Annotated in this window: 16 protein-coding genes; 11 read left to right on the top strand and 5 right to left on the bottom strand. The window is 66.5% G+C overall.

Translation table 11 applies throughout. The features are described from left to right. Positions 1-153 precede the first annotated feature (153 nt). The 3 genes from folP to thiD all read left to right on the top strand — a co-directional run bounded on the left by folP (position 154) and on the right by thiD (position 3,299). Complete coding sequence (gene folP / locus ACFOOQ_RS03280; protein WP_379721723.1) at positions 154-1,041, top strand: dihydropteroate synthase; 888 nt, start codon at positions 154-156, stop codon at positions 1,039-1,041. A gap of 93 nt (positions 1,042-1,134) precedes the next feature. Continuing rightward, positions 1,135-2,481, top strand: coding sequence for a phosphoglucosamine mutase (gene glmM, locus ACFOOQ_RS03275; protein ID WP_449265794.1), 1,347 nt, complete (start codon positions 1,135-1,137; stop codon positions 2,479-2,481). Continuing rightward, positions 2,478-3,299: a bifunctional hydroxymethylpyrimidine kinase/phosphomethylpyrimidine kinase gene (gene thiD / locus ACFOOQ_RS03270; RefSeq protein WP_379721721.1), complete on the top strand. Its 822-nt coding sequence runs from the start codon at positions 2,478-2,480 to the stop codon at positions 3,297-3,299. Before glmM ends, thiD begins: the two co-directional genes overlap by 4 nt. Positions 3,300-3,322: 23 nt before the next feature. Here thiD and ACFOOQ_RS03265 read toward each other — a convergent pair whose 3' ends face one another. After that, positions 3,323-4,786 carry an aminotransferase-like domain-containing protein gene (locus ACFOOQ_RS03265; protein WP_379721718.1) on the bottom strand — a complete coding sequence of 488 codons (1,464 nt, stop codon included), beginning with the start codon at positions 4,784-4,786 and terminating at the stop codon, positions 3,323-3,325. A gap of 105 nt (positions 4,787-4,891) precedes the next feature. Here ACFOOQ_RS03265 and ACFOOQ_RS03260 point away from each other — a divergent pair, with 105 nt between their 5' ends. The 8 genes from ACFOOQ_RS03260 to ACFOOQ_RS03225 all read left to right on the top strand — a co-directional run bounded on the left by ACFOOQ_RS03260 (position 4,892) and on the right by ACFOOQ_RS03225 (position 11,327). After that, entirely contained in the window at positions 4,892-5,158 is a 267-nt protein-coding gene (locus tag ACFOOQ_RS03260; protein WP_379721715.1) for a DUF1127 domain-containing protein, read from the top strand. Between the two features lie 90 nt (positions 5,159-5,248). Next, positions 5,249-5,851: a LysE family translocator gene (locus tag ACFOOQ_RS03255; protein WP_379721712.1), complete on the top strand. Its 603-nt coding sequence runs from the start codon at positions 5,249-5,251 to the stop codon at positions 5,849-5,851. Positions 5,852-5,863: 12 nt separating this feature from the next. Beyond that, positions 5,864-6,667 carry a PhzF family phenazine biosynthesis protein gene (locus ACFOOQ_RS03250; RefSeq protein WP_379721709.1) on the top strand — a complete coding sequence of 268 codons (804 nt, stop codon included), beginning with the start codon at positions 5,864-5,866 and terminating at the stop codon, positions 6,665-6,667. Between the two features lie 168 nt (positions 6,668-6,835). Continuing rightward, positions 6,836-7,336: a GNAT family N-acetyltransferase gene (locus ACFOOQ_RS03245; RefSeq protein ID WP_379721706.1), complete on the top strand. Its 501-nt coding sequence runs from the start codon at positions 6,836-6,838 to the stop codon at positions 7,334-7,336. Positions 7,337-7,391: 55 nt separating this feature from the next. Beyond that, a complete protein-coding gene (locus ACFOOQ_RS03240; protein WP_379721703.1) occupies positions 7,392-8,243 on the top strand; it encodes a crotonase/enoyl-CoA hydratase family protein in 852 nt (283 codons plus the stop codon). Beyond that, positions 8,233-8,868, top strand: a complete 636-nt coding sequence (locus ACFOOQ_RS03235; RefSeq protein ID WP_379721700.1) for a TetR/AcrR family transcriptional regulator — start codon at positions 8,233-8,235, stop codon at positions 8,866-8,868. Before ACFOOQ_RS03240 ends, ACFOOQ_RS03235 begins: the two co-directional genes overlap by 11 nt. A 97-nt stretch (positions 8,869-8,965) precedes the next feature. Continuing rightward, a complete protein-coding gene (locus tag ACFOOQ_RS03230) occupies positions 8,966-10,327 on the top strand; it encodes a thioesterase family protein (protein ID WP_379721697.1) in 1,362 nt (453 codons plus the stop codon). 58 nt (positions 10,328-10,385) lie between these two features. Further along, complete coding sequence (locus ACFOOQ_RS03225) at positions 10,386-11,327, top strand: AEC family transporter (RefSeq protein ID WP_379721694.1); 942 nt, start codon at positions 10,386-10,388, stop codon at positions 11,325-11,327. 69 nt (positions 11,328-11,396) lie between these two features. On the opposite strand, the gene ACFOOQ_RS03220 is transcribed toward ACFOOQ_RS03225, so the two are convergent. The 4 genes from ACFOOQ_RS03220 to ACFOOQ_RS03205 all read right to left on the bottom strand — a co-directional run bounded on the left by ACFOOQ_RS03220 (position 11,397) and on the right by ACFOOQ_RS03205 (position 17,693). Beyond that, on the bottom strand, positions 11,397-12,767 hold the full coding sequence (locus ACFOOQ_RS03220) for a TRAP transporter large permease (RefSeq protein ID WP_379721691.1): 1,371 nt from the start codon (positions 12,765-12,767) through the stop codon (positions 11,397-11,399). Positions 12,768-12,769: 2 nt separating this feature from the next. Next, entirely contained in the window at positions 12,770-13,885 is a 1,116-nt protein-coding gene (locus ACFOOQ_RS03215; RefSeq protein WP_379721688.1) for a TRAP transporter small permease subunit, read from the bottom strand. Between the two features lie 126 nt (positions 13,886-14,011). Beyond that, entirely contained in the window at positions 14,012-15,157 is a 1,146-nt protein-coding gene (gene dctP / locus ACFOOQ_RS03210) for a TRAP transporter substrate-binding protein DctP (protein ID WP_379721685.1), read from the bottom strand. 406 nt (positions 15,158-15,563) lie between these two features. Then, on the bottom strand, positions 15,564-17,693 hold the full coding sequence (locus tag ACFOOQ_RS03205) for a 3-hydroxyacyl-CoA dehydrogenase NAD-binding domain-containing protein (RefSeq protein ID WP_379721681.1): 2,130 nt from the start codon (positions 17,691-17,693) through the stop codon (positions 15,564-15,566). Positions 17,694-17,702: the final 9 nt, after the last annotated feature.

Below are 17,702 nucleotides of genomic sequence, written 5' to 3'. Positions count from 1 at the left end.
AATTTGCCCCCGGCGGGCGCCGGCGGTACAAAACGGTCCGGATTGGTCACCAGCGGTCACCAGCGGTCAGAAACGGTCCCGAACGGGCAGAAACGGTCCCGAACGGTCACCAATGGTCACCGGCGGGCCGGAACGGGCAGCAACGGACGGAAAATGATGACGCGTGTATTCAGGTCCGCCCCGCTGCCGCCGCTGCCCGGCCTCGATCCGGATGCGGCGCGACCCGTCGTCATGGGCATCGTCAATGTCTCGGATGACAGCTTCTCGGGTGACAGCCTGAAGGGGGACGCGGGGCGGGCGATACAGCAGGCCCGCGCGCAGGTCGCCGCCGGGGCCGCGATGGTCGACCTCGGGGCGGAATCGACCCGGCCCGGGGCCGCGCCGGTCAGCGTGCAGCAGGAGATCGACCGCCTGCTGCCGGTGCTCGAAGGCCTGCGCGATCTGGGCAAGCCTGTCTCGGTCGATACCCGCCATGCGGCCACCATGCGGGCGGTCGCTGCCGCCGGGGCCGCCATCCTCAACGACATTTCCGCGCTGGAAGGCGAGGGCAGCCTTGCCGCCGCCGCCGCCAGCGGGCTTCCCATCGTGCTGATGCACATGCAGGGCGAGCCCGGTACCATGCAGAGCGCCCCGCAATACGATGATGTGGTCGCCGAGGTACTGGCCTATCTGGAAAGCCGCATCGCCGCCTGCGCCGCCGCCGGCATCGCGCGGGCGAAGATCATCCTCGATCCCGGCATCGGCTTCGGCAAGACGGTCGCCCACAACCTCGCGCTGCTGCGCGCCCTGCCGCGCTTCCACGGGCTCGGCTGTCCGCTGCTGATCGGCGTCTCGCGCAAGAGCTTCATCGGCGCCATTGCGCATGAGCCCGATCCGGCCCGCCGGCTGCCCGGCTCGCTGGCGGTCGCCCTGCATGCGGCCACCCGGGGCGCCGCCATCCTGCGCGTGCATGATGTGCCGGAGACCGTGCAGGCGCTGGCCCTGTGGCATGCCATAAGTGGTCCGGAGTCGGGGGGAAACCCCGCGGTTCAAAAGTCGTAACACTTCCTTTCGCCGGCCTGACCGGGCGGCGGCTTCTGTGGCATAGTCCCGCGTCACTCAGGGTGAAAACACCCGATTCGCAGGATTATCCGCATGACCCGCAAATTCTTCGGCACCGACGGCATCCGCGGCCTCGCCAATACCGAGCCGATGACCGCCGCCATGGCTTTGCGGGTCGGCATGGCCGCCGGCACCTGGTTCACCAACGGCGACCACCGCCACCGCGTGCTGATCGGCAAGGACACCCGGCTGTCGGGCTACATGCTGGAACCGGCGCTGGTGGCCGGCTTCACCGGGGTCGGCATGGACGTGTTTCTCGTTGGCCCGATGCCGACGCCGGCGGTGGCGATGCTGACCCGCGCCTTGCGCTGCGATCTCGGCGTGATGATCTCGGCCTCGCACAATCCCTTCCACGACAATGGCATCAAACTGTTCGGCCCCGATGGCTACAAGCTGTCCGACGAAGCCGAGCATGGCATCGAGGCGATGATCCTGGGCGAGCGCGAGCCGAAGCTCGCCGATGCCGCCCATCTCGGCCGCGCCAAGCGGCTCGACGACGCCGACGGCCGCTATGTCGAATTCGCCAAGGCGACCCTGCCCAAGGGGCACCGGCTCAAGGGCCTTAAAGTGGTGGTCGACTGCGCCAACGGCGCCGCCTACAAGGTGGCGCCGGCGGTGCTGTGGGAACTGGAAGCCGAGGTCATCTCGATCGGCGTGAAGCCCGACGGCTTCAACATCAACCGGGACTGCGGCTCGACCCATCCGGCCGCCCTGCAGGAGGCCGTGGTCGCCCATGGCGCCGATCTCGGCATTGCGCTGGACGGCGACGCCGACCGCGTCGTGATGGTCGACGAACGCGGCCAGGTGATCGACGGCGACCAGCTGATGGCGGTGATCGCCGAAAGCTGGCACAAGCAGGGCCGGCTGGCCAAGGCCGGCCTGGTCGCCACGGTGATGTCGAACCTCGGGTTGGAGCGTTTCGTCAACGGGCTCGGCATCGATCTGCTGCGCACCAAGGTCGGCGACCGCCATGTGCTCGAGGCGATGCGCGAGGGCGGCTACAATCTCGGCGGCGAACAGTCCGGCCATATCATCCTGTCCGACTTCGCCACGACAGGCGATGGCCTGGTGGCCGCTTTGCAGGTGCTGGTGGCGCTCTGCGAGTCCGGTCGCAAGGCCAGCGAGTTCTGCCGCCGCTTCACGCCTTACCCGCAGCTGCTGCGCAACGTGCGCCATGCCGGCGGCAAGCCGCTGGAGACGGCCGGCGTGCAGCAGGCGATCGATGCCGCTGAACAGACGCTCGGCCGCCAGGGCCGCGTGGTGATCCGCCCCAGCGGCACCGAGCCGCTAATCCGCGTGATGGCCGAGGGCGAGGACCAGGTGTTGGTCGAGAAGGTGGTCGCCGATATCTGCATGGCGCTAGAGCAGGCCGCGGCATGAGTGAGTCTTCCGCGCGGCACCGTGGCCGCGTCCTGATTATCGCCGGGTCCGATTCAGGCGGCGGCGCCGGCATCCAGGCCGACATCAAGACGGTCACGGCATTGGGCGGCTATGCCGCCACCGCGATCACCGCGCTGACCGCGCAGGATACGCTGACCGTGCATGCCATCCACGACGTGCCGGCGGATTTCGTCGCCCGGCAGATCAAAGTCGTGCTGCAGGACATCGGCGCCGATGCGATCAAGACCGGCATGCTGCACCGCGCCGACATCATCGCCGCCGTTGCCGATGCGCTGGAGGAATATGCGCCGGATGTGCCGCTGGTGGTCGATCCGGTGATGGTGGCCAAGGGCGGCGCCCGGCTGCTGCAGCCCGAGGCCGAAGCCGCGCTGCGCGAGCGGCTGATCCCGCGTGCCGCCGTGATCACGCCCAACCTGCCCGAGGCCGAGGCGCTGGCGGATGTGAAGATCGCCGATGCCGCCGCGATGCCGGCGGCGGCGCAGGCTTTGCTGGCGCTCGGCCCGCAGGCGGTGCTGCTGAAGGGCGGCCATCTCGACGGCGACCATCTGGTCGACCTGCTGGTGCAGCGCGACGGCGGCAGTTTCCGTTTCGAGGGCACCCGGCTGCACAGCAATGCGACGCACGGCACCGGCTGCACGCTGGCTTCGGCCATCGCCACCGGGCTGGCACTCGGCCAGCCGCTCAATTTCGCCGTCGAGGAAGCGCGCCGCTACGTCCGCCATGCCATCGAGACCGCGCCGGGTTTCGGCCGCGGCCATGGCCCGCTCAACCACGGCTGGCCGCTGCGGCGGAGCTAGATAAAACCTAGACGCCAGAAATCCTAGACGACGGTGCGGCGCGGCGTGTCCGGGCCGCGCTCGATCAGCGCGCGCAGCCGGCGCAGGCCCTCGCCGAGCTGGGCGCGGTCGGGCGAGGGGGCCAGCGAGATGCGCACCCACGGCGGCGGATTCGGTCGGTTGTCCGGCACGAACGACGTGCAGCTGGCGATGCGCACGCCATGGGTGAGCGCCTGGGCGGTAAAGTCGTTCGGCCGCCACGGCGGCGGCAATTCGATGTAGCAATGCAGCGCGCCGGGATGGCTGCGCATGGTGATGCCCTCGAAAGCCTCGACCGCCATGGCGTTGCGGATCATGGCTTCCTCGCGCAGGCGTTCGACCAGATGGTCGGCGGTGCCATCCTCGATCCACTGGCGCACGATTTCCTGGTTGAGCCGCGGATTGTTGACCGACAGCGCATGCAGCACATCGGCAAAGCGCTCGATCAGCGCCGGCGGCGCCGCCAGCCAGCCGACCCGCAGGCCCGGCGCCATGCATTTCGAGGCGCTGGCGATATAGACGGTGCGCTCCGGCGCCAGGGTGGCCAGCGGCACGGCGCGGTCGCGGATCAGGAAGCCGTAGACGTCGTCCTCGATGATGGTCAGGTCATGCTGGCGCGCGATGGCGACGATCTCCTCGCGGCGCTGCAGCGACATGGTCGCGGTGGTCGGGTTATGGATGGTCGGCTGCAGCAGTACGAGGCGGCTGCCGGTGCGTTTCGCCGCGGCGGCCAGCGCGTCGGGCAGCATGCCCTCATGGTCCATGGCGACCGCTTCCATACGCACCGGGCGCTGGCGGGCATTCTCGTGCACGCCGCCGTAGGTCAGCGATTCCACCATCATGGTTTCGTTCGGCATGGCCATCGCCGAGATCGCGATGGCCAGCGCCTGCTGGGCGCCGGCAGTGACGATGATCTGGTCGGCGGTGATGCTGAGCCCGGTGCGACCGATCCATTGCGCGGCCGCCGCGCGATGCGCCGGATCGCCGAGCGTGCGGCTGTAACCGAGCAGATGCTGCAGGCCGCTTTTCGCCGCCACCGTCTGCAGCGAGCGGCGCAGCAGCGCATCGTAATCGGGCAGGCTCGGCTCGTTGTGGGAGAGTTCGATCACGCCGGGCGTCGCCAGCGACAGGATTTCGCCCGCACCCGCCTCGATCGGCGCCGGACCGTTCAGCCGGATTGCGTCCAGGCCGGGATTTTCCGGTCGCAGCGCATCGGCCTTCACGCCATTCGCTTTCACAAAGGTGCCGCGGCCGACCTCGCCGGACAGCAGGCCCTTCTGTTCCGCCAGCATGTAGCCGCGGCTGACCGTGCCGACGGTGACGCCGAGCTTCCAGGCGAGATTGCGTTGCGGTGGCAGCTTGGCGCCGGGCGGCAGTTCACCGGTCTGCACGGCGGCCTCGATGGCGGCCGCCAGCGCCTGATAGCGCGGACCGGGGAATTGCTGGAGATCGGGGATCCATATTGTCATGGTGACAATGTTTAGATTGACCCGATCAAGGAGTCAATATTGTATCTGCACTGCCCGCATTGAGCGGGCTCAATAGGTCCAACACGGATGAAGAAGGAGCAAAACATGTCCGATTGTATCGATACAATCGACCGGCCCTACGGTACAGGCCCGGTCGAACGCGCGGGCAGCACGATCGGCCGGGGGATTGACCAGCTGGTCGCTGTCAGCGCGAAAGTCGCGACGGCTGCCGTGCTGACGCTGCTCACCCTGCAGCGCCGCGCCCGGGAACGGTCCGATCTGGCCGCGCTGCCCAATGACATTCTCAAGGACGTCGGGCTGTCGCGCGCCGATATCGAGGCCGAGCTCAACAAGCCGCTCTGGCTGCGATAGGGCCTGACCCGCGTACCAACAGTACCTCCCTGGAGGCCGGCGGCTGCGCTGCGAGCGCGGCGCCGCCCGACCGGACAAGCCGGGATCCCGATGACCTTGACCGCCGAAACCCTGCTGCTGCCGTTGGCCCTGTTCGCCCTGGTCACCTCGGTGACGCCGGGGCCGAACAACATCCTGCTGACGGCTTCGGGGGCCAGCTTCGGCTTTCGCCGCACGGTGCCGCATATGCTGGGCATCAGCGCCGGTTTCTTCTCGCTGCTGCTGGTCTGCGGCCTTGGCGTCGGCGCGCTGATCCTCGCCGAGCCGGTAGTGCATAACGCGCTCAGGATCGCCGGCGCCGGCTACCTTGTCTGGCTGGCCTGGCAGCTAGCCCGCGCCGGCAGCGCCGAAACCATGCAACGCGCACGGCCCATGCGGTTTCACGAAGCGGCGCTGTTCCAGTATGTCAATCCGAAAGCCTGGATGATGGCGGTCGGCGCGGTTGCCGCCTTCACCACGCCGGGCGGCAATTATGCCGTCGAACTGACATTGATTGCCGTCGTTTTCACCCTGATCAACCTGCCCTGCGTGTCGTTGTGGGCGCTGTTCGGCACCGGTCTTGGCCAGCTGCTGACCCGCACCAGCTGGCGCCGGGCTTTCAATCTTGCCATGGCGGTGCTGACCATCGCGTCCGCCGTGCTGATGTTCGTCTAGGGGGAATGGGAAATGCGCCTGCCGATCCACCAGATCGATGCCTTCACCAGCGAAGTCTTCCGCGGCAATCCGGCCGCCGTGGTGCCGCTGGAGGCCTGGCTGCCCGATGCGACCATGCAGGCCATCGCCGCCGAGAACAATCTCGCCGAGACCGCCTTCTTCGTGCCGGAACCGGTCGACGGCCGTGACGGCTTCCGGCTGCGCTGGTTCACGCCGGCCGTCGAGGTCGATCTCTGCGGCCATGCCACGCTGGCGACCGCATGGGTGATCTTCAACAAACTTGATGGCGCCCGCAGCCGCATCGACTTCGCCACCCGCAGCGGCACGCTGACCGTGGTGCAGGACGGCGAGAGCGGCCGGCTGGCGATGGATTTCCCGAGCCGGGATGCCGCGCCGGTGGAACCGGAAGCCGGCCTGGTCGCGGCCATGGGTGCAGCACCGCAGCAGGTGCTGGGATCACGCGACTATCTGCTGGTCTACGAGACGGCGGCACAGGTGCGCGCGCTCAAGCCCGACATGCAGGGTCTGATGGGCATCGACAAATTCGCCGTGATCGTCACCGCGCCGGGCGACGAGGCGGGTCTCGACTGCGTGTCGCGTTTCTTCGCACCGGCCAAGGGCGTTCCGGAAGATCCGGTCACCGGTTCGGCGCATTGCACGATCGTTCCCTACTGGGCAAAGCGCCTCGGCAAGCCGGACATCACCGCCTGGCAGGCCTCGGCGCGCGGCGGCACGCTGTATTGCCGCGACGAGGGCGCGCGGGTGCGGCTGGCCGGATTCTGCAAGCCGTATCTCGAAGGCAGCATCACGGTATGACGATGGCGGTGTGATGCATTGAGACAGAACTGCGGCGGCTGCCCCGATGCCGCCGCGGCCCGGTGCTGCGCAAGGCACCGGCGGGCGAGGCGCCTTCCCCTGTTTGGCGTCTCGCCCTTTTCTTTTTTCAGTGCTTTGCCTTTGCCGCGGTTTGCGGTCAGATAGGGCATGACTGAAGACACCGATCAGACCGCCACCCCGCTCGTCGCCATCCGCACCGCGGAAACCGCCGCCGATCTCGGCGTCGCCCGGCTGCTGTTCCAGGCCTATGCCGAATCGCTGGATTTCAGCCTCGACTTCCAGGGCTTCGAGGACGAACTCGACAACCTGCCGGGGCGCTATGCCGCCGCCAGCAACGGTGCGCTGCTGCTCGGCCTCGTGGAAGGCCGGCCGCTCGGTGTCGTCGGCCTGCGTGATCTCGGTGACGGCATCTGCGAGATGAAACGGCTCTATATCGACCCCGAGGGCCGTGGCCGCAATCTCGGCCGCCTGCTCGCCGATGCGGTGATCGCCGAGGCCCGCAGGCTCGGCTACCGGGTCATGCGGCTGGATACCCTGCCGCGCATGGTGGCTGCCAACCGGATCTACGATGCGCTGGGATTCCGCGATATTCCGGCCTATTACGACAACCCGCTACCGGATGCCCGGTATCGCGAGATTAATTTATGAACACTGTTCATTTTTATGAACTATGATACAGTCGTGGTATCCAGGGGAGGATGCCATGACCCAAGAACCCGTCGTCCAATACGAGCGTGACGGCCGCGTCGCGCGGATCACGCTGAACCGCCCGGAACATCTGAACGCCATCTCCGACGCGATGCCCGGCGAACTGAAAGCGGCGGTCGAGCGCGCCAACACGGACGACGCCGTGCATGTCATCGCCCTGTCGGGCGCGGGACGGGCCTTCTGCGCCGGCTATGACCTCAAAGCCTATGCCGAGGCGCCGCGCCCGGTGAAGGGCAGCCAGGACATGCCGTGGGACCCGCTGGTCGACTATCAGTGGATGCGCTACGCCACCGACTGCTATTTCAGCCTCTGGCGTTCGCTGAAGCCGGTGGTGACCAAGGTGCATGGCTATGCGGTGGCCGGCGGCAGCGACATCGCGCTCAGCTCCGACATCGTCATCATGGCCGAGGATGCGAAGATCGGCTATCCGCCGGCGCGCATCTGGGGCTGCCCGACCACCGGCATGTGGGTCTATCGCCTCGGCGCCGAGAAGGCCAAGCGCATGCTGCTGACCGGTGACCTGATCGACGGGAAGACGGCGAAGGACTACGGCCTGGTGCTCGACTGCGTGCCAGCCGATGAGCTGGATGCCCATACCGAGGCGCTGATCGCCCGCATCGCCAGCGTGCCGAAAAACCAGCTGATGATGCAGAAAATGATGATCAACCAGGCCTACGACAACATGGGTCTCAATTCGACGCAGACGCTGGCCACCCTGTTCGACGGCATCACGCGGCACAGCCCGGAAGGCGTCGCCTTCAAGGCACGCTGCGAACAGGTCGGCTTCAAGGCCGCGGTGAAGGAACGCGATGGCGGCGACCCGCTGGCGTGGAAGAATGCCCGCTGACGCCGCCACCGTGGAGGCCGCGAAGCAGAAGCGCCGCGGCGCGCTCAAGGCGGTCCGGCGCGACGGCATCCTGCAGGCGGCGCGTGCCGTCTTCGCCCGCGATGGACTGGACGGCGCCACCTTGCGTGCCATTGCCGCCGAGGCCGGCATGGCGGTCGGCACGGTGTATCTGTATTTCCCGACGAAAGAAGCGCTCTACGCCGAGATGCTGGCGGGCTCGCTGGCCGACCTGCAGAAGGCGCTGCGCGATGCCGTGGCAAGGACCCGGCCGGAGGACCAGTTGCTGGCTGCCGCGCTAGGCTTCTATGGGTTCTACCGCGACCGGCCGGACGACCTCTATCTCGGCCTCTATCTGGCCCAGGGGCTGAAGCCCGTCGGCCTGACGCCGGAGCTCGACCGCCTGCTGAACGGCCGGCTGATCCAGTGTTACACGGTGCTCGGCGACGGCATGCGGCGGCGGGCGACGCTGGAGGCCGAGACCCTGCGGGCCGAGACGGTGACGCTGGCCGCCGCGATCACCGGGGCGCTGGTGCTGGAAAGCACCGGCCGGCTGAAGGTGCTGGGCGACAGCGGCGAGGCGGTGGTGCGGCGCGCAGTCGACGCCCTGATCGCGCGCCTGACCTAGGGTCATCCGGGGCGCCGGGCGGTTGCATGGCGCCGCTTTGCGGGCGACAGTATGGCCCGCAGAATCTTCCCCCCACAGACTTCAGAGACGCCTGCCCGTGAGCAATTTCCGTGAAACCTATCGTGGCTCGGTCGCCGCCTGGGAATGCGACCAGTATGGCCACATGAATGTGCAGTTTTACACCGCGCGGATCAGCGATGCGGCTGCCTCCGCCATGCTGGCCGCCGGCTTCGGTCGCGAGGCCTTCGAGGACAAGAAGCTCGGCGTCGCCGCCGTGCATGCCGAGGTCGATTACCTGGCCGAGCTGCATGCCGGCGACCTGATCCGCATGGAAAGCGGCGTCAAGCTGGCCGAGGGCCGCAAGCTGAAGTTCCACCACCGCCTGTTCAATGCCGAGACCGGCGCGCTGTGCATGACCGCCGATGTGCTGGGCCTGTGCTTCGACCTGCAGAACCGCAAGTCTGTGGCGCTGCCCGACGACATCCGCGCCGGCTTTAGCGCCCTGCTGGTGACCGGCGAGGAAGAGCGCATGCCGGCGGCCCAGCCGGCGGCCCAGGACGGCTTCCTGGCGACCGGCCGCAGCCCGGTGCAGCCCTGGGAATGCGACCGCATGGGGCATCTGAACGTGCAGTTCTACCTGGCGCGCTTTGCCGAGGGCGAGAAGCAGCTGCTGGCGGCGCTGGGTTACGGCCCGTCGCGGCGCCGCGCCGACGCTGTGGCGATCCGGCCTTTGCATCACCGTATCCAGTTCAGGCGCGAGAACCACGAGGGCGCGATCCTCACGCTCCGCAGCGGCGTGCGCAGCGTGGCAGCCGACCGGCTGGCGATCCGCCACGAACTCTACGAGGCCGAAAGCGGCAGCCTGTCGGCCATCGCCGAAGCCGTCGTGGCGCTGGATGCGCTGGACGGCAGCGGCCTGCGGCCTATCCCTCAGGATGTGGCGCTGGCGGCCGAGCGGCTGGCGGCACAGCTTGTGGCGCCCGCGCCGCCCGGTCCGACCGGCGAGCCGGCGTCGCCGGCCGTGCCGGTGGAGGGCATGTACGAGACCTGCCGCGGCGGCGTCGACCGCTGGGAAGCGGAAGAGACCGGCCGCATGGCGACGCGCTTCTTCATGGCGCGGTTCTCCGATGCAGCCGGCAATATGCTGGCCGGCGGCGACCTGACGGCGGACCAGATGCGGGCCAGCGGCATCGGCTCGGCGGCGCTCGACTACACCATCGATTACTTCCGGCCACAGAGCATCGGCGACGCCTATTACGCCCGGACCGGCATTCTCGAGCTGCGCGAGAAGACCTGGCGCTTCTGCCATTTCCTGCTCGACAGCAACAGCCACGCGCCGATCGCCCGCGCCGAGGTGGTGGCCGTGCTGTTCGACCTGACGGCGCGAAAGGCGATTGTCATGCCGGACCATGTGCGGCAGGCTTTCAGCCGCCGGCTGGTGACGGTGCCGGCCGGCTGAACCCGCCCGCACCAGAGAACACTCTACCGCAAGACCACCGGGGGGACCGGATCGCGGCATGGAAACGCTGCTCAACGTATCGCTGCCCTTTTTCGGGCTGATCTTCATCGGCTATGGCGCCGGCCGCACCCGGCTGATCACGCCGCAGGCCTATCTCGGCCTCAACGCCTTCGTGATCTGGTTCGCGCTGCCGGCCCTGCTGTTCATCAAGATGTCGCAGGCGCCGGTCTTCGAGGCGTTCGATCCGCGCTTCGTTGCCGCCTATACCGGCGGCGGCCTGATCGCCTATGGCACCGTGGCGGGACTCAGCCGCCTGCTGTTCCCCCAGCTTGCCTGGGGCCAGCGCGCGGTGCAGGCCATGGGGGCATCCTTCGGCAATGTCGGCTTCATGGGCCTGCCGATCCTGGTCACCCTGTTCGGCGATGCCGCGGTGCTGCCCGCCGTGCTGGTGATCGTGTTCGACCATATCGTGCTGATCCCGCTGACCACCGGCATCATCGAGGGCTCGGCCAGCGGCCATACCTCGGTATGGATGATCTTCCGCAAGGTCTGCACCGGCATGGCGCGCAACCCGCTGATCCTGTCGACCTTCGGCGGCCTGCTGTGGGGCCTGACCGGCCTGCATTTGCCGGTGCCGGTCGACGCGCTGCTGAAACTGCTGTCGGACAGCGCGGCGCCCTGTGCGCTGTTCGCGCTCGGCCTCACGCTGGTCGGGCGGCCGCTGTCGCACGGGCTGGAACAGGTGACCCTGACCACCATCGGCAAGCTTGCGGTGCATCCGCTGATGGTCTGGATGCTGGCGGCTTACGTGCTGAAGCTCGATCCGTTCCTCACTGCCGTCGCGGTGATCCAGGCCTCGATGCCGACGGCGGCCAACGTCTACATTCTCGCCACCACCTATCACACCTTCGTCGAGCGCACCTCGAGCGCCATCCTGGTCAGCACCGTGGTCGCCACGGTCACCGTCTCGGCCTTCATGGTGCTGTTCACCGCCTATTGAGGCGCCGGACATGAGACGGGGCCGGCTTTGCGGCCGGCCCCGTCATCCGTCATGCCCAGAAGGCTGGCGTCAGTGGCCCGGATAGACCAGGCGGGGCAGCCACAGGATGATATCCGGGAAGGTGATGCAGAGCGCCAGCCCCAGGATCTGCAGCCCGATGAAGGGCAGGGCCGCCTTGAACACCATGGCCATGGTGATCTGCGGTGGCGCCACGCTTTTCAGGTAGAACAGCGAGTAGCCGAAGGGTGGACTGAGGAAGGCGACCTGCATATTGACCATGAAGATCACGCCATACCACAGCGGCACCTCCGACGGCGCCACGCCGTTCACGCCGAGCAGGCCGGTGAAATCCAGGCTCTTCAGGATCGGCAGGAAGATCGGCACGGTCAGCAGCAGGATGCCGACCCAGTCGAGGAACATGCCCAGCACGATCAGGATCGCCATCATCAGCAGCAGGATGCCGTAAGGCGACAGCCCGGTGCCGAGGATCGAGTTGGCAACGAAGGTCTGGCCACCCTTCACGATGAAGAAGCCGACGAACATGGTGGCGCCGAAGAAGATCCACATCACCATGGCGGTTGCCTTCAGGGTGGCGATCGCCGCCTCCTGCACCGCGATCCAGGTCAGCCGGCGATGCAGTGCCGAGACGAACAGGGCGCCGAAGGTGCCGATGCCGGCAGCTTCCACCGGGGTGGCGATGCCGAGGAAGATGACGCCGAGCACCAGGATAATCAGCAGGATCGGGCTGATCGTGTTGCGCAGCAGATGCAGCTTCTCGCGCATGTCGACGCGCTCCTCGACCGGCAGGGCCGGACCGAGCGACGGGTTGATGTAGCAGCGGATGGTGACATAGCCGACATAGAGACCCGCCAGCATGAAGCCCGGCAGGATCGAGCCGACCAGCAGTTCGCCGAGGGATTGCTGCGCCACCACGGCGTAGACGATGGCCATGACCGACGGCGGGATCAGGATGCCGAGCGTGCCGCCCGACAGCAGGGCGCCGCAGGCCAGCTGCGGGTCGTAGCCGCGTTTCAGCATTGCCGGCAGTGCGATCATGCCCATGGTCACCTCGGTGGCGCCGACCACGCCGACCATGGCGGCCAGCGCCGTGCAGGCGATGACGGTAGCCGAGGCAAGACCGCCCTTGACCGAGCCGAGCCATTTATAAATGACGTCGAACAGTTCCTCGATGATGCCGGCTTTCTCCAGCATCGCCGCCATGAAGATGAACAGCGGCACGGCGGAGAGCTGGTAATCGGTCATGAACGGGAAGATGCGCGCCGGCATCATGTTCAGGATGGCCGAATTGCCGAACACGAAGAGGAAGATGACTGCCAGGCTGCCGGTGCAGAAGGCCATCGGCAGGCCGAGCAGCAGCAGCAGGCCGAGGCCGCCGAACAGCAGCAGGCTGAGCCATTCAATGCTGATTTCGAGTCCCATGATCAGGCCTCCTTACCGGTAACGATGAGGATGTCCTTGATCAGTTTGGACAGGCCCTGCAGGGCGATGAGTGCGGCGCCGACCGGGATCATCAGTTTGACCGGCCAGTACTGGATGCCCCATTCGGTGAAGGAGTGCTCGCCGACCTGGATGGCATCACTGGCGAAGCGCCAGCCGGTCCATAGCAGGGTCATGGTGAAGAGGAAGAAGAAGACCGAGCTGATGATGTCGGCGATCGCCTTGCCGCGCGTCGAGAATTTTGTATAGAGCACATCGACGCGGACGTGCTGGTCCTCGCGATAGGCGTAGGCGCCGGAGATCATGTATTGCATGCCGAACATCAGGAACATGCTTTCATGGACCCAGTTGGTCGGTGAATTGAACACATAGCGGGCAATGACCTCATAGTAGTAGAAGAACACGGCAATGACCGACCAATAGGCGACGAATTCGCCGGCCCGGGAATTGATCCATTCGATGGCATCGGTCAGCGGATTGCGCAGGTGGCGGGTCGGATCCTGGCCGACGCCGATTTCATGGAAATCCGGCGGCAGCACGATCTCGGCCGGCTGCGGCAGGTTGCGTTCCAGCTCACGCCGGCGACGCACCAGGCCGGGCAGCAGGATGGCATCGCCGATCAGCATGGCGGCCAGCAGGATGCCGAGGCCGCGGGCAATCATATGACGCTGCGCCAATTCGGCTTCGGCAGCGTCGTGATCGGCGGCTTTTACGGCGAGGTCGGCCTTGGCCTTGGCCAGCGCCGCCGCGTCGGCCGCCTGGCCGGGCTGCGGCTCGGCGCGTTTGACGACAAGCTCGGCGCTCTCCCAGTCCGACCTGGTGCGCGAGACATCCTCGCGGGCATCCGACAGCAGGCCGTTGGTGTAGATGATCCCGAGGAAGACGGGGATGAACAGCACGCCGAGCAGGCTGCGCAGGTAGAACCGGTGCAGGCCGGCGAAGCCGGAGAAGATGAGGAACATATAGGCGATCGGCAGCGAGGGGCCGATCTGGACGCCGGTCCGCTTCTGGCGCGCCACCAGATACTGGGCGACGACGGGGAACAGCAGCAGGGCTGCCCAATACAGCCAGTGCGGTAGCACGAAGGTCAAACTTGGCATGTGCGCCTCTGAAGCAACGGGAAAGACAGAAGGGTGATGGCAGACAGCAACGAAGGGGATGCCCCGAGGGCACCCCCTTCGCCGCCTCACTCACTCACTCGAAACGGGACATGCGGACACCGGCCGTTACAGGTCGATCTTCAGGCCCTTGTACATATCCGGCGTGACATAGCCGACAGTGGGCGATTCCATGACGTCGAGCTGCAGCTTGAACAGCCTGGCGGCATCCTTGTCCTTGTTCGCCCATTTGAACCAGATCGGCACGGCGGCCTTCTGGAACTTCGGCAGGTCTTCCGCCGGCAGGCGGTTGATCTGGGTGCCGGCCTTCTCGAACTTGCCCCAGGCTTCGATGTCGGCCTTCTGGATCGCGCCGAAATGGGTGTTGGAATAGACCTGAATCTCGGCCTCGACCCACTGCTTCATCTTCGGCGACAGCTTGTTCCAGTGGTTCATGCCGACGCAGAAGTCCATCAGATCGACCGGCTGGTAGATCGACTCGAGGCCGGGCGGGCCGACCCAGATGTATTTGGTGACCTGCTGGAATCCGAGGTCCCAGTTCACCGCCGGACCGGTATAGTCGGCGGCATCGACCGTGCCCTTTTCCAGTGCCGAGAAGACTTCGCTGCCCGGCAGCAGGGTGGTCTTGGCGCCGATGGCGGCAAAGCCCTCGGCGATCATGCCACCCGGCACGCGCAGCTTGAGGTCCTTGAAGTCGTCGATCGAGCGGATCGGCTTCTTCGAGTGGATGATGTTCGGGCCGTGATGGATACGGCCGACGTAATACAGGCCCTGCTTGGCGAAAATCTCGCGCGCCGCCTCGATGCCGCCCTTCGAGTAGAAGAAGATGTCCCACTCGTGCGGATAGCGCAGGCCCATCAGGTAGGAGCTGAGGAAGGCGGTTGCCGGCATCTTGCCGGCCCAGTACAGCGTGAAGGAATTCATCGCTTCCAGCACGCCATTCTTGACGCCGTCGAGCAGCTCGAAGTCGCCGACCACTTCCTTGGCGGCGAAAGGTTTGAATTCCAGCTCGCCGCCGGTCTTTTCCTTGATCGAGTTGGCCCAGGTCTTGAAGGTCTCGAGACCGACGCCGGCCGGCCAGGAGGTCTGCACCTTCCAGGTGGTGGTGGCGGCCTTGGCCGGGTCGCTGATGAACGGTGCGCCGATGGCGACCGCGCCGGCCCCGGCGATGGTGCCCGCGCCGATGGTCTTGAGCAGGCCGCGGCGGTTGACGGTGCCGCCCTGGCCGGAACCCTGTTTGCCTTGTCTGGTCATTTGATGTCCTCCCACGTTTCTATCGTCGACGTTTTCCTGATCGGCACAGCTCCGGAATACTGCGCCGTGTACGCGGTATTCGTCCGTCCGTGGCAACCGGCCTGCGACTGAAGTCTGCGCGGAGGGTATGCGGCATCCGTATAAGACCAGCCGCCAGTTCAGGCGGGATGGTCAGGCCGGATGCGACACACACTCGGCAGTACGGGAGGCAATGTATGCTTTGTTTGTTTTTTCAAAGGGTAGGTCGGGGAACCTAGCGGGTCAATGCCAGTTTGGCCTTCATGCGCCACCGTGTGGCGAAATTCGATGTTGCGCCGCGAAAGGCTGCGGTCGCTGCACAATATCTGCTGCAGGCAACAAAAAGGCCGGGACAAGCCCGGCCTTCGCTGTTTCGTGCGGGATACGGTCAGGCCGTGTAGAAGCTGCGTCCCTCGGCGGCCATGTCGCGCAGCAGTTTCGGCGGCGTGAAGCGGCTGCCGAATTTCTGGGCAAGCTGGTCGCATTCGGCGACGAAGGGCTGCAGGCCGACGGTGTCGATCTGGCTGACCGTGCCGCCACGGAAGGGCGGGAAGCCCCAGCCCATGATCGAGCCGACATCGGCGTCGCGCAGGTCGATGACGACCTTCTCCTCCAGGCAGCGGGCGGTCTCGACCGACTGGATATAGACCAGCCGTTTGATGACATCGGCGAGCGCCGGCTGTTCGGCCTTCACCGGGAAGTGCTGGGCCAGCTCCGGCCACAGCCGCTTTTTCCCGTCGACCGGGTAGTCGTAGAAACCTTTGCCGGCCTTTTTGCCCATGCGGCCGAGCTTTTCGACCAGCAGGCCCAGCACCGGTTCGGAACTGTCGGGCTTGTAGGCGGCGCCGAGATCCCTGCGGGTCTGGCTGCGGATCCGGTGCATCAGTTCCAGCGACACCTCGTCGGCCAGCGCCAGCGGTCCGACCGGCATGCCGGCGGCCTTGCCGGCATTCTCGATCAGTGCCGGGGCGACGCCCTCGGCCAGCAGGGACAGGCCCTCGTTCACGTAGGTGGCAAAGACCCGGCTGGTATAGAAGCCGCGGCTGTCGTTGACCACGATGGGCGTCTTGCGGATTTTCTTCACGAAATCCATGGCGCGCGCCAGCGTCTCGTCCGAGGTCGCCTTGCCGCGGATGATCTCGACCAGCGGCATGCGGTCGACCGGCGAGAAGAAATGCAGGCCGATGAAATTGGCCGGCCGGGCGCTGGCCTCGGCCAGGCCGGTGATCGGCAGGGTCGAGGTATTCGACGCAAAGATGGCATCGGCGGCCAGTTGCGCCTCGGCCCGCTTCGTCACCTCGGCCTTGATGGCGCGGTCCTCGAACACCGCCTCGATCACCAGGTCGCAGCCCTTGAGCGCCTCATAGCTGGTGGTCGCGGTGATCAGGCCAAGCTGCTTCTCCTTGTCGGCCTCGGTGGCCTTCTTCGCCTTGATCCGCTTGTCGAGCAGGCCGGCGCTATAGGCCTTGCCACGGTCGGCGGACTCCTGCGTCGAATCGAGCAGCACGACCTGCAGCCCGGCCGAGGAGGCGGCCCAGGCAATGCCGGCGCCCATCATGCCGGCGCCGAGGATGCCGATCTTCGTATAGGCCTGGGTCGGCACGCCTTTGGGCCGGTTGGCCAGCTTGTTGGCCTCGCCGATCGAGAAGAACAGCGAGCGGATCATGTTGCGCGCTTCCTTCGACTGGGTGCAAGCGACGAAATAGCGGCTTTCGATCTTGAGGCCCGTGTCGATATCGACCAGCATGCCCTCGTAGACGCAGGACATGATGTACTGGGCATTGGGATAATTGCCCATGGTCCTGGCGCGCAGCATGGCGTTGCCGGCGGTGAACACCTGCATGCCTTTCGGCGTGTTGGCGGCTTCCGGCACACGAAAGCCCTTCTGGTCCCAGGGTTTCACATGGGCGGTCTGGCCCTCGCCGAGCAGCCAGGCTTTGGCGCGGATCAGCAGTTCGCCCGGCGGCACGACCTCGTCGACCATGCCGAGCGCCAGTGCCGCCTTCGGGTCGACCTTGCGGCCTTCCAGCATCATCGGCAGGGCTTTCGAGACACCGATCATGCGCGGCAGCCGCTGGGTGCCGCCGGCGCCGGGCAGCAGCCCGATGGTGGCTTCCGGCAGGCCGATCAGCGCCTTCGGGTTGTCGGCGGCGATGCGGCGATGGCAGGCAAGGCAGATCTCGTAGCCGCCGCCGAGTGCCGTGCCGTTGATCGCGGCGACGAAGGGCTTGCCGGCCTTTTCGATGTCGCGAAACAGCTTCTGCAGGGCAAAGCTGTTCTGCAGCGCCTTGGCCGCGTCTTTCGATTCTTTCAGAAGATTGACGAGGTCGGCGCCGGCGACGAAATCGCCCTTGGCCGAGGTGACGATCACGCCCTTGACCGCCTTGTCGGCGATCGCCTTGTAGACCGCCTCGCGGAAGGCGGCGAGGCTCTCGCCGTTCATCACGTTCATCGGCCGGTCGGCCATGTTCCAGACGATGGCGGCAATGCCGTCGCCGTCGATGCTGTATTCGATCATGTCGCTACC

It is taken from the genome of Ferrovibrio xuzhouensis, from assembly GCF_042648965.1.
In the GTDB taxonomy this organism is placed as follows: Bacteria; Pseudomonadota; Alphaproteobacteria; order Ferrovibrionales; family Ferrovibrionaceae; genus Ferrovibrio; species Ferrovibrio xuzhouensis.
Note: the sequence above shows the minus strand (reverse complement) of the source record. Positions and strands in the feature narration are given on the sequence as shown.

Bases quoted from the DNA above. Each gene is read 5' to 3' on its own strand.
- folP (WP_379721723.1), top strand. From the start codon at position 154: ATGATGACGCGTGTATTCAGGTCCGCCCCGCTGCCGCCGCTGCCCGGC.
- glmM (WP_449265794.1), top strand. From the start codon at position 1,135: ATGACCCGCAAATTCTTCGGCACCGACGGCATCCGCGGCCTCGCCAAT.
- thiD (WP_379721721.1), top strand. From the start codon at position 2,478: ATGAGTGAGTCTTCCGCGCGGCACCGTGGCCGCGTCCTGATTATCGCC.
- ACFOOQ_RS03265 (WP_379721718.1), bottom strand. From the start codon at position 4,786: ATGACAATATGGATCCCCGATCTCCAGCAATTCCCCGGTCCGCGCTAT.
- ACFOOQ_RS03260 (WP_379721715.1), top strand. From the start codon at position 4,892: ATGTCCGATTGTATCGATACAATCGACCGGCCCTACGGTACAGGCCCG.
- ACFOOQ_RS03255 (WP_379721712.1), top strand. From the start codon at position 5,249: ATGACCTTGACCGCCGAAACCCTGCTGCTGCCGTTGGCCCTGTTCGCC.
- ACFOOQ_RS03250 (WP_379721709.1), top strand. From the start codon at position 5,864: ATGCGCCTGCCGATCCACCAGATCGATGCCTTCACCAGCGAAGTCTTC.
- ACFOOQ_RS03245 (WP_379721706.1), top strand. From the start codon at position 6,836: ATGACTGAAGACACCGATCAGACCGCCACCCCGCTCGTCGCCATCCGC.
- ACFOOQ_RS03240 (WP_379721703.1), top strand. From the start codon at position 7,392: ATGACCCAAGAACCCGTCGTCCAATACGAGCGTGACGGCCGCGTCGCG.
- ACFOOQ_RS03235 (WP_379721700.1), top strand. From the start codon at position 8,233: ATGCCCGCTGACGCCGCCACCGTGGAGGCCGCGAAGCAGAAGCGCCGC.
- ACFOOQ_RS03225 (WP_379721694.1), top strand. From the start codon at position 10,386: ATGGAAACGCTGCTCAACGTATCGCTGCCCTTTTTCGGGCTGATCTTC.
- ACFOOQ_RS03220 (WP_379721691.1), bottom strand. From the start codon at position 12,767: ATGGGACTCGAAATCAGCATTGAATGGCTCAGCCTGCTGCTGTTCGGC.
- ACFOOQ_RS03215 (WP_379721688.1), bottom strand. From the start codon at position 13,885: ATGCCAAGTTTGACCTTCGTGCTACCGCACTGGCTGTATTGGGCAGCC.
- dctP (WP_379721685.1), bottom strand. From the start codon at position 15,157: ATGACCAGACAAGGCAAACAGGGTTCCGGCCAGGGCGGCACCGTCAAC.
- ACFOOQ_RS03205 (WP_379721681.1), bottom strand. From the start codon at position 17,693: ATGATCGAATACAGCATCGACGGCGACGGCATTGCCGCCATCGTCTGG.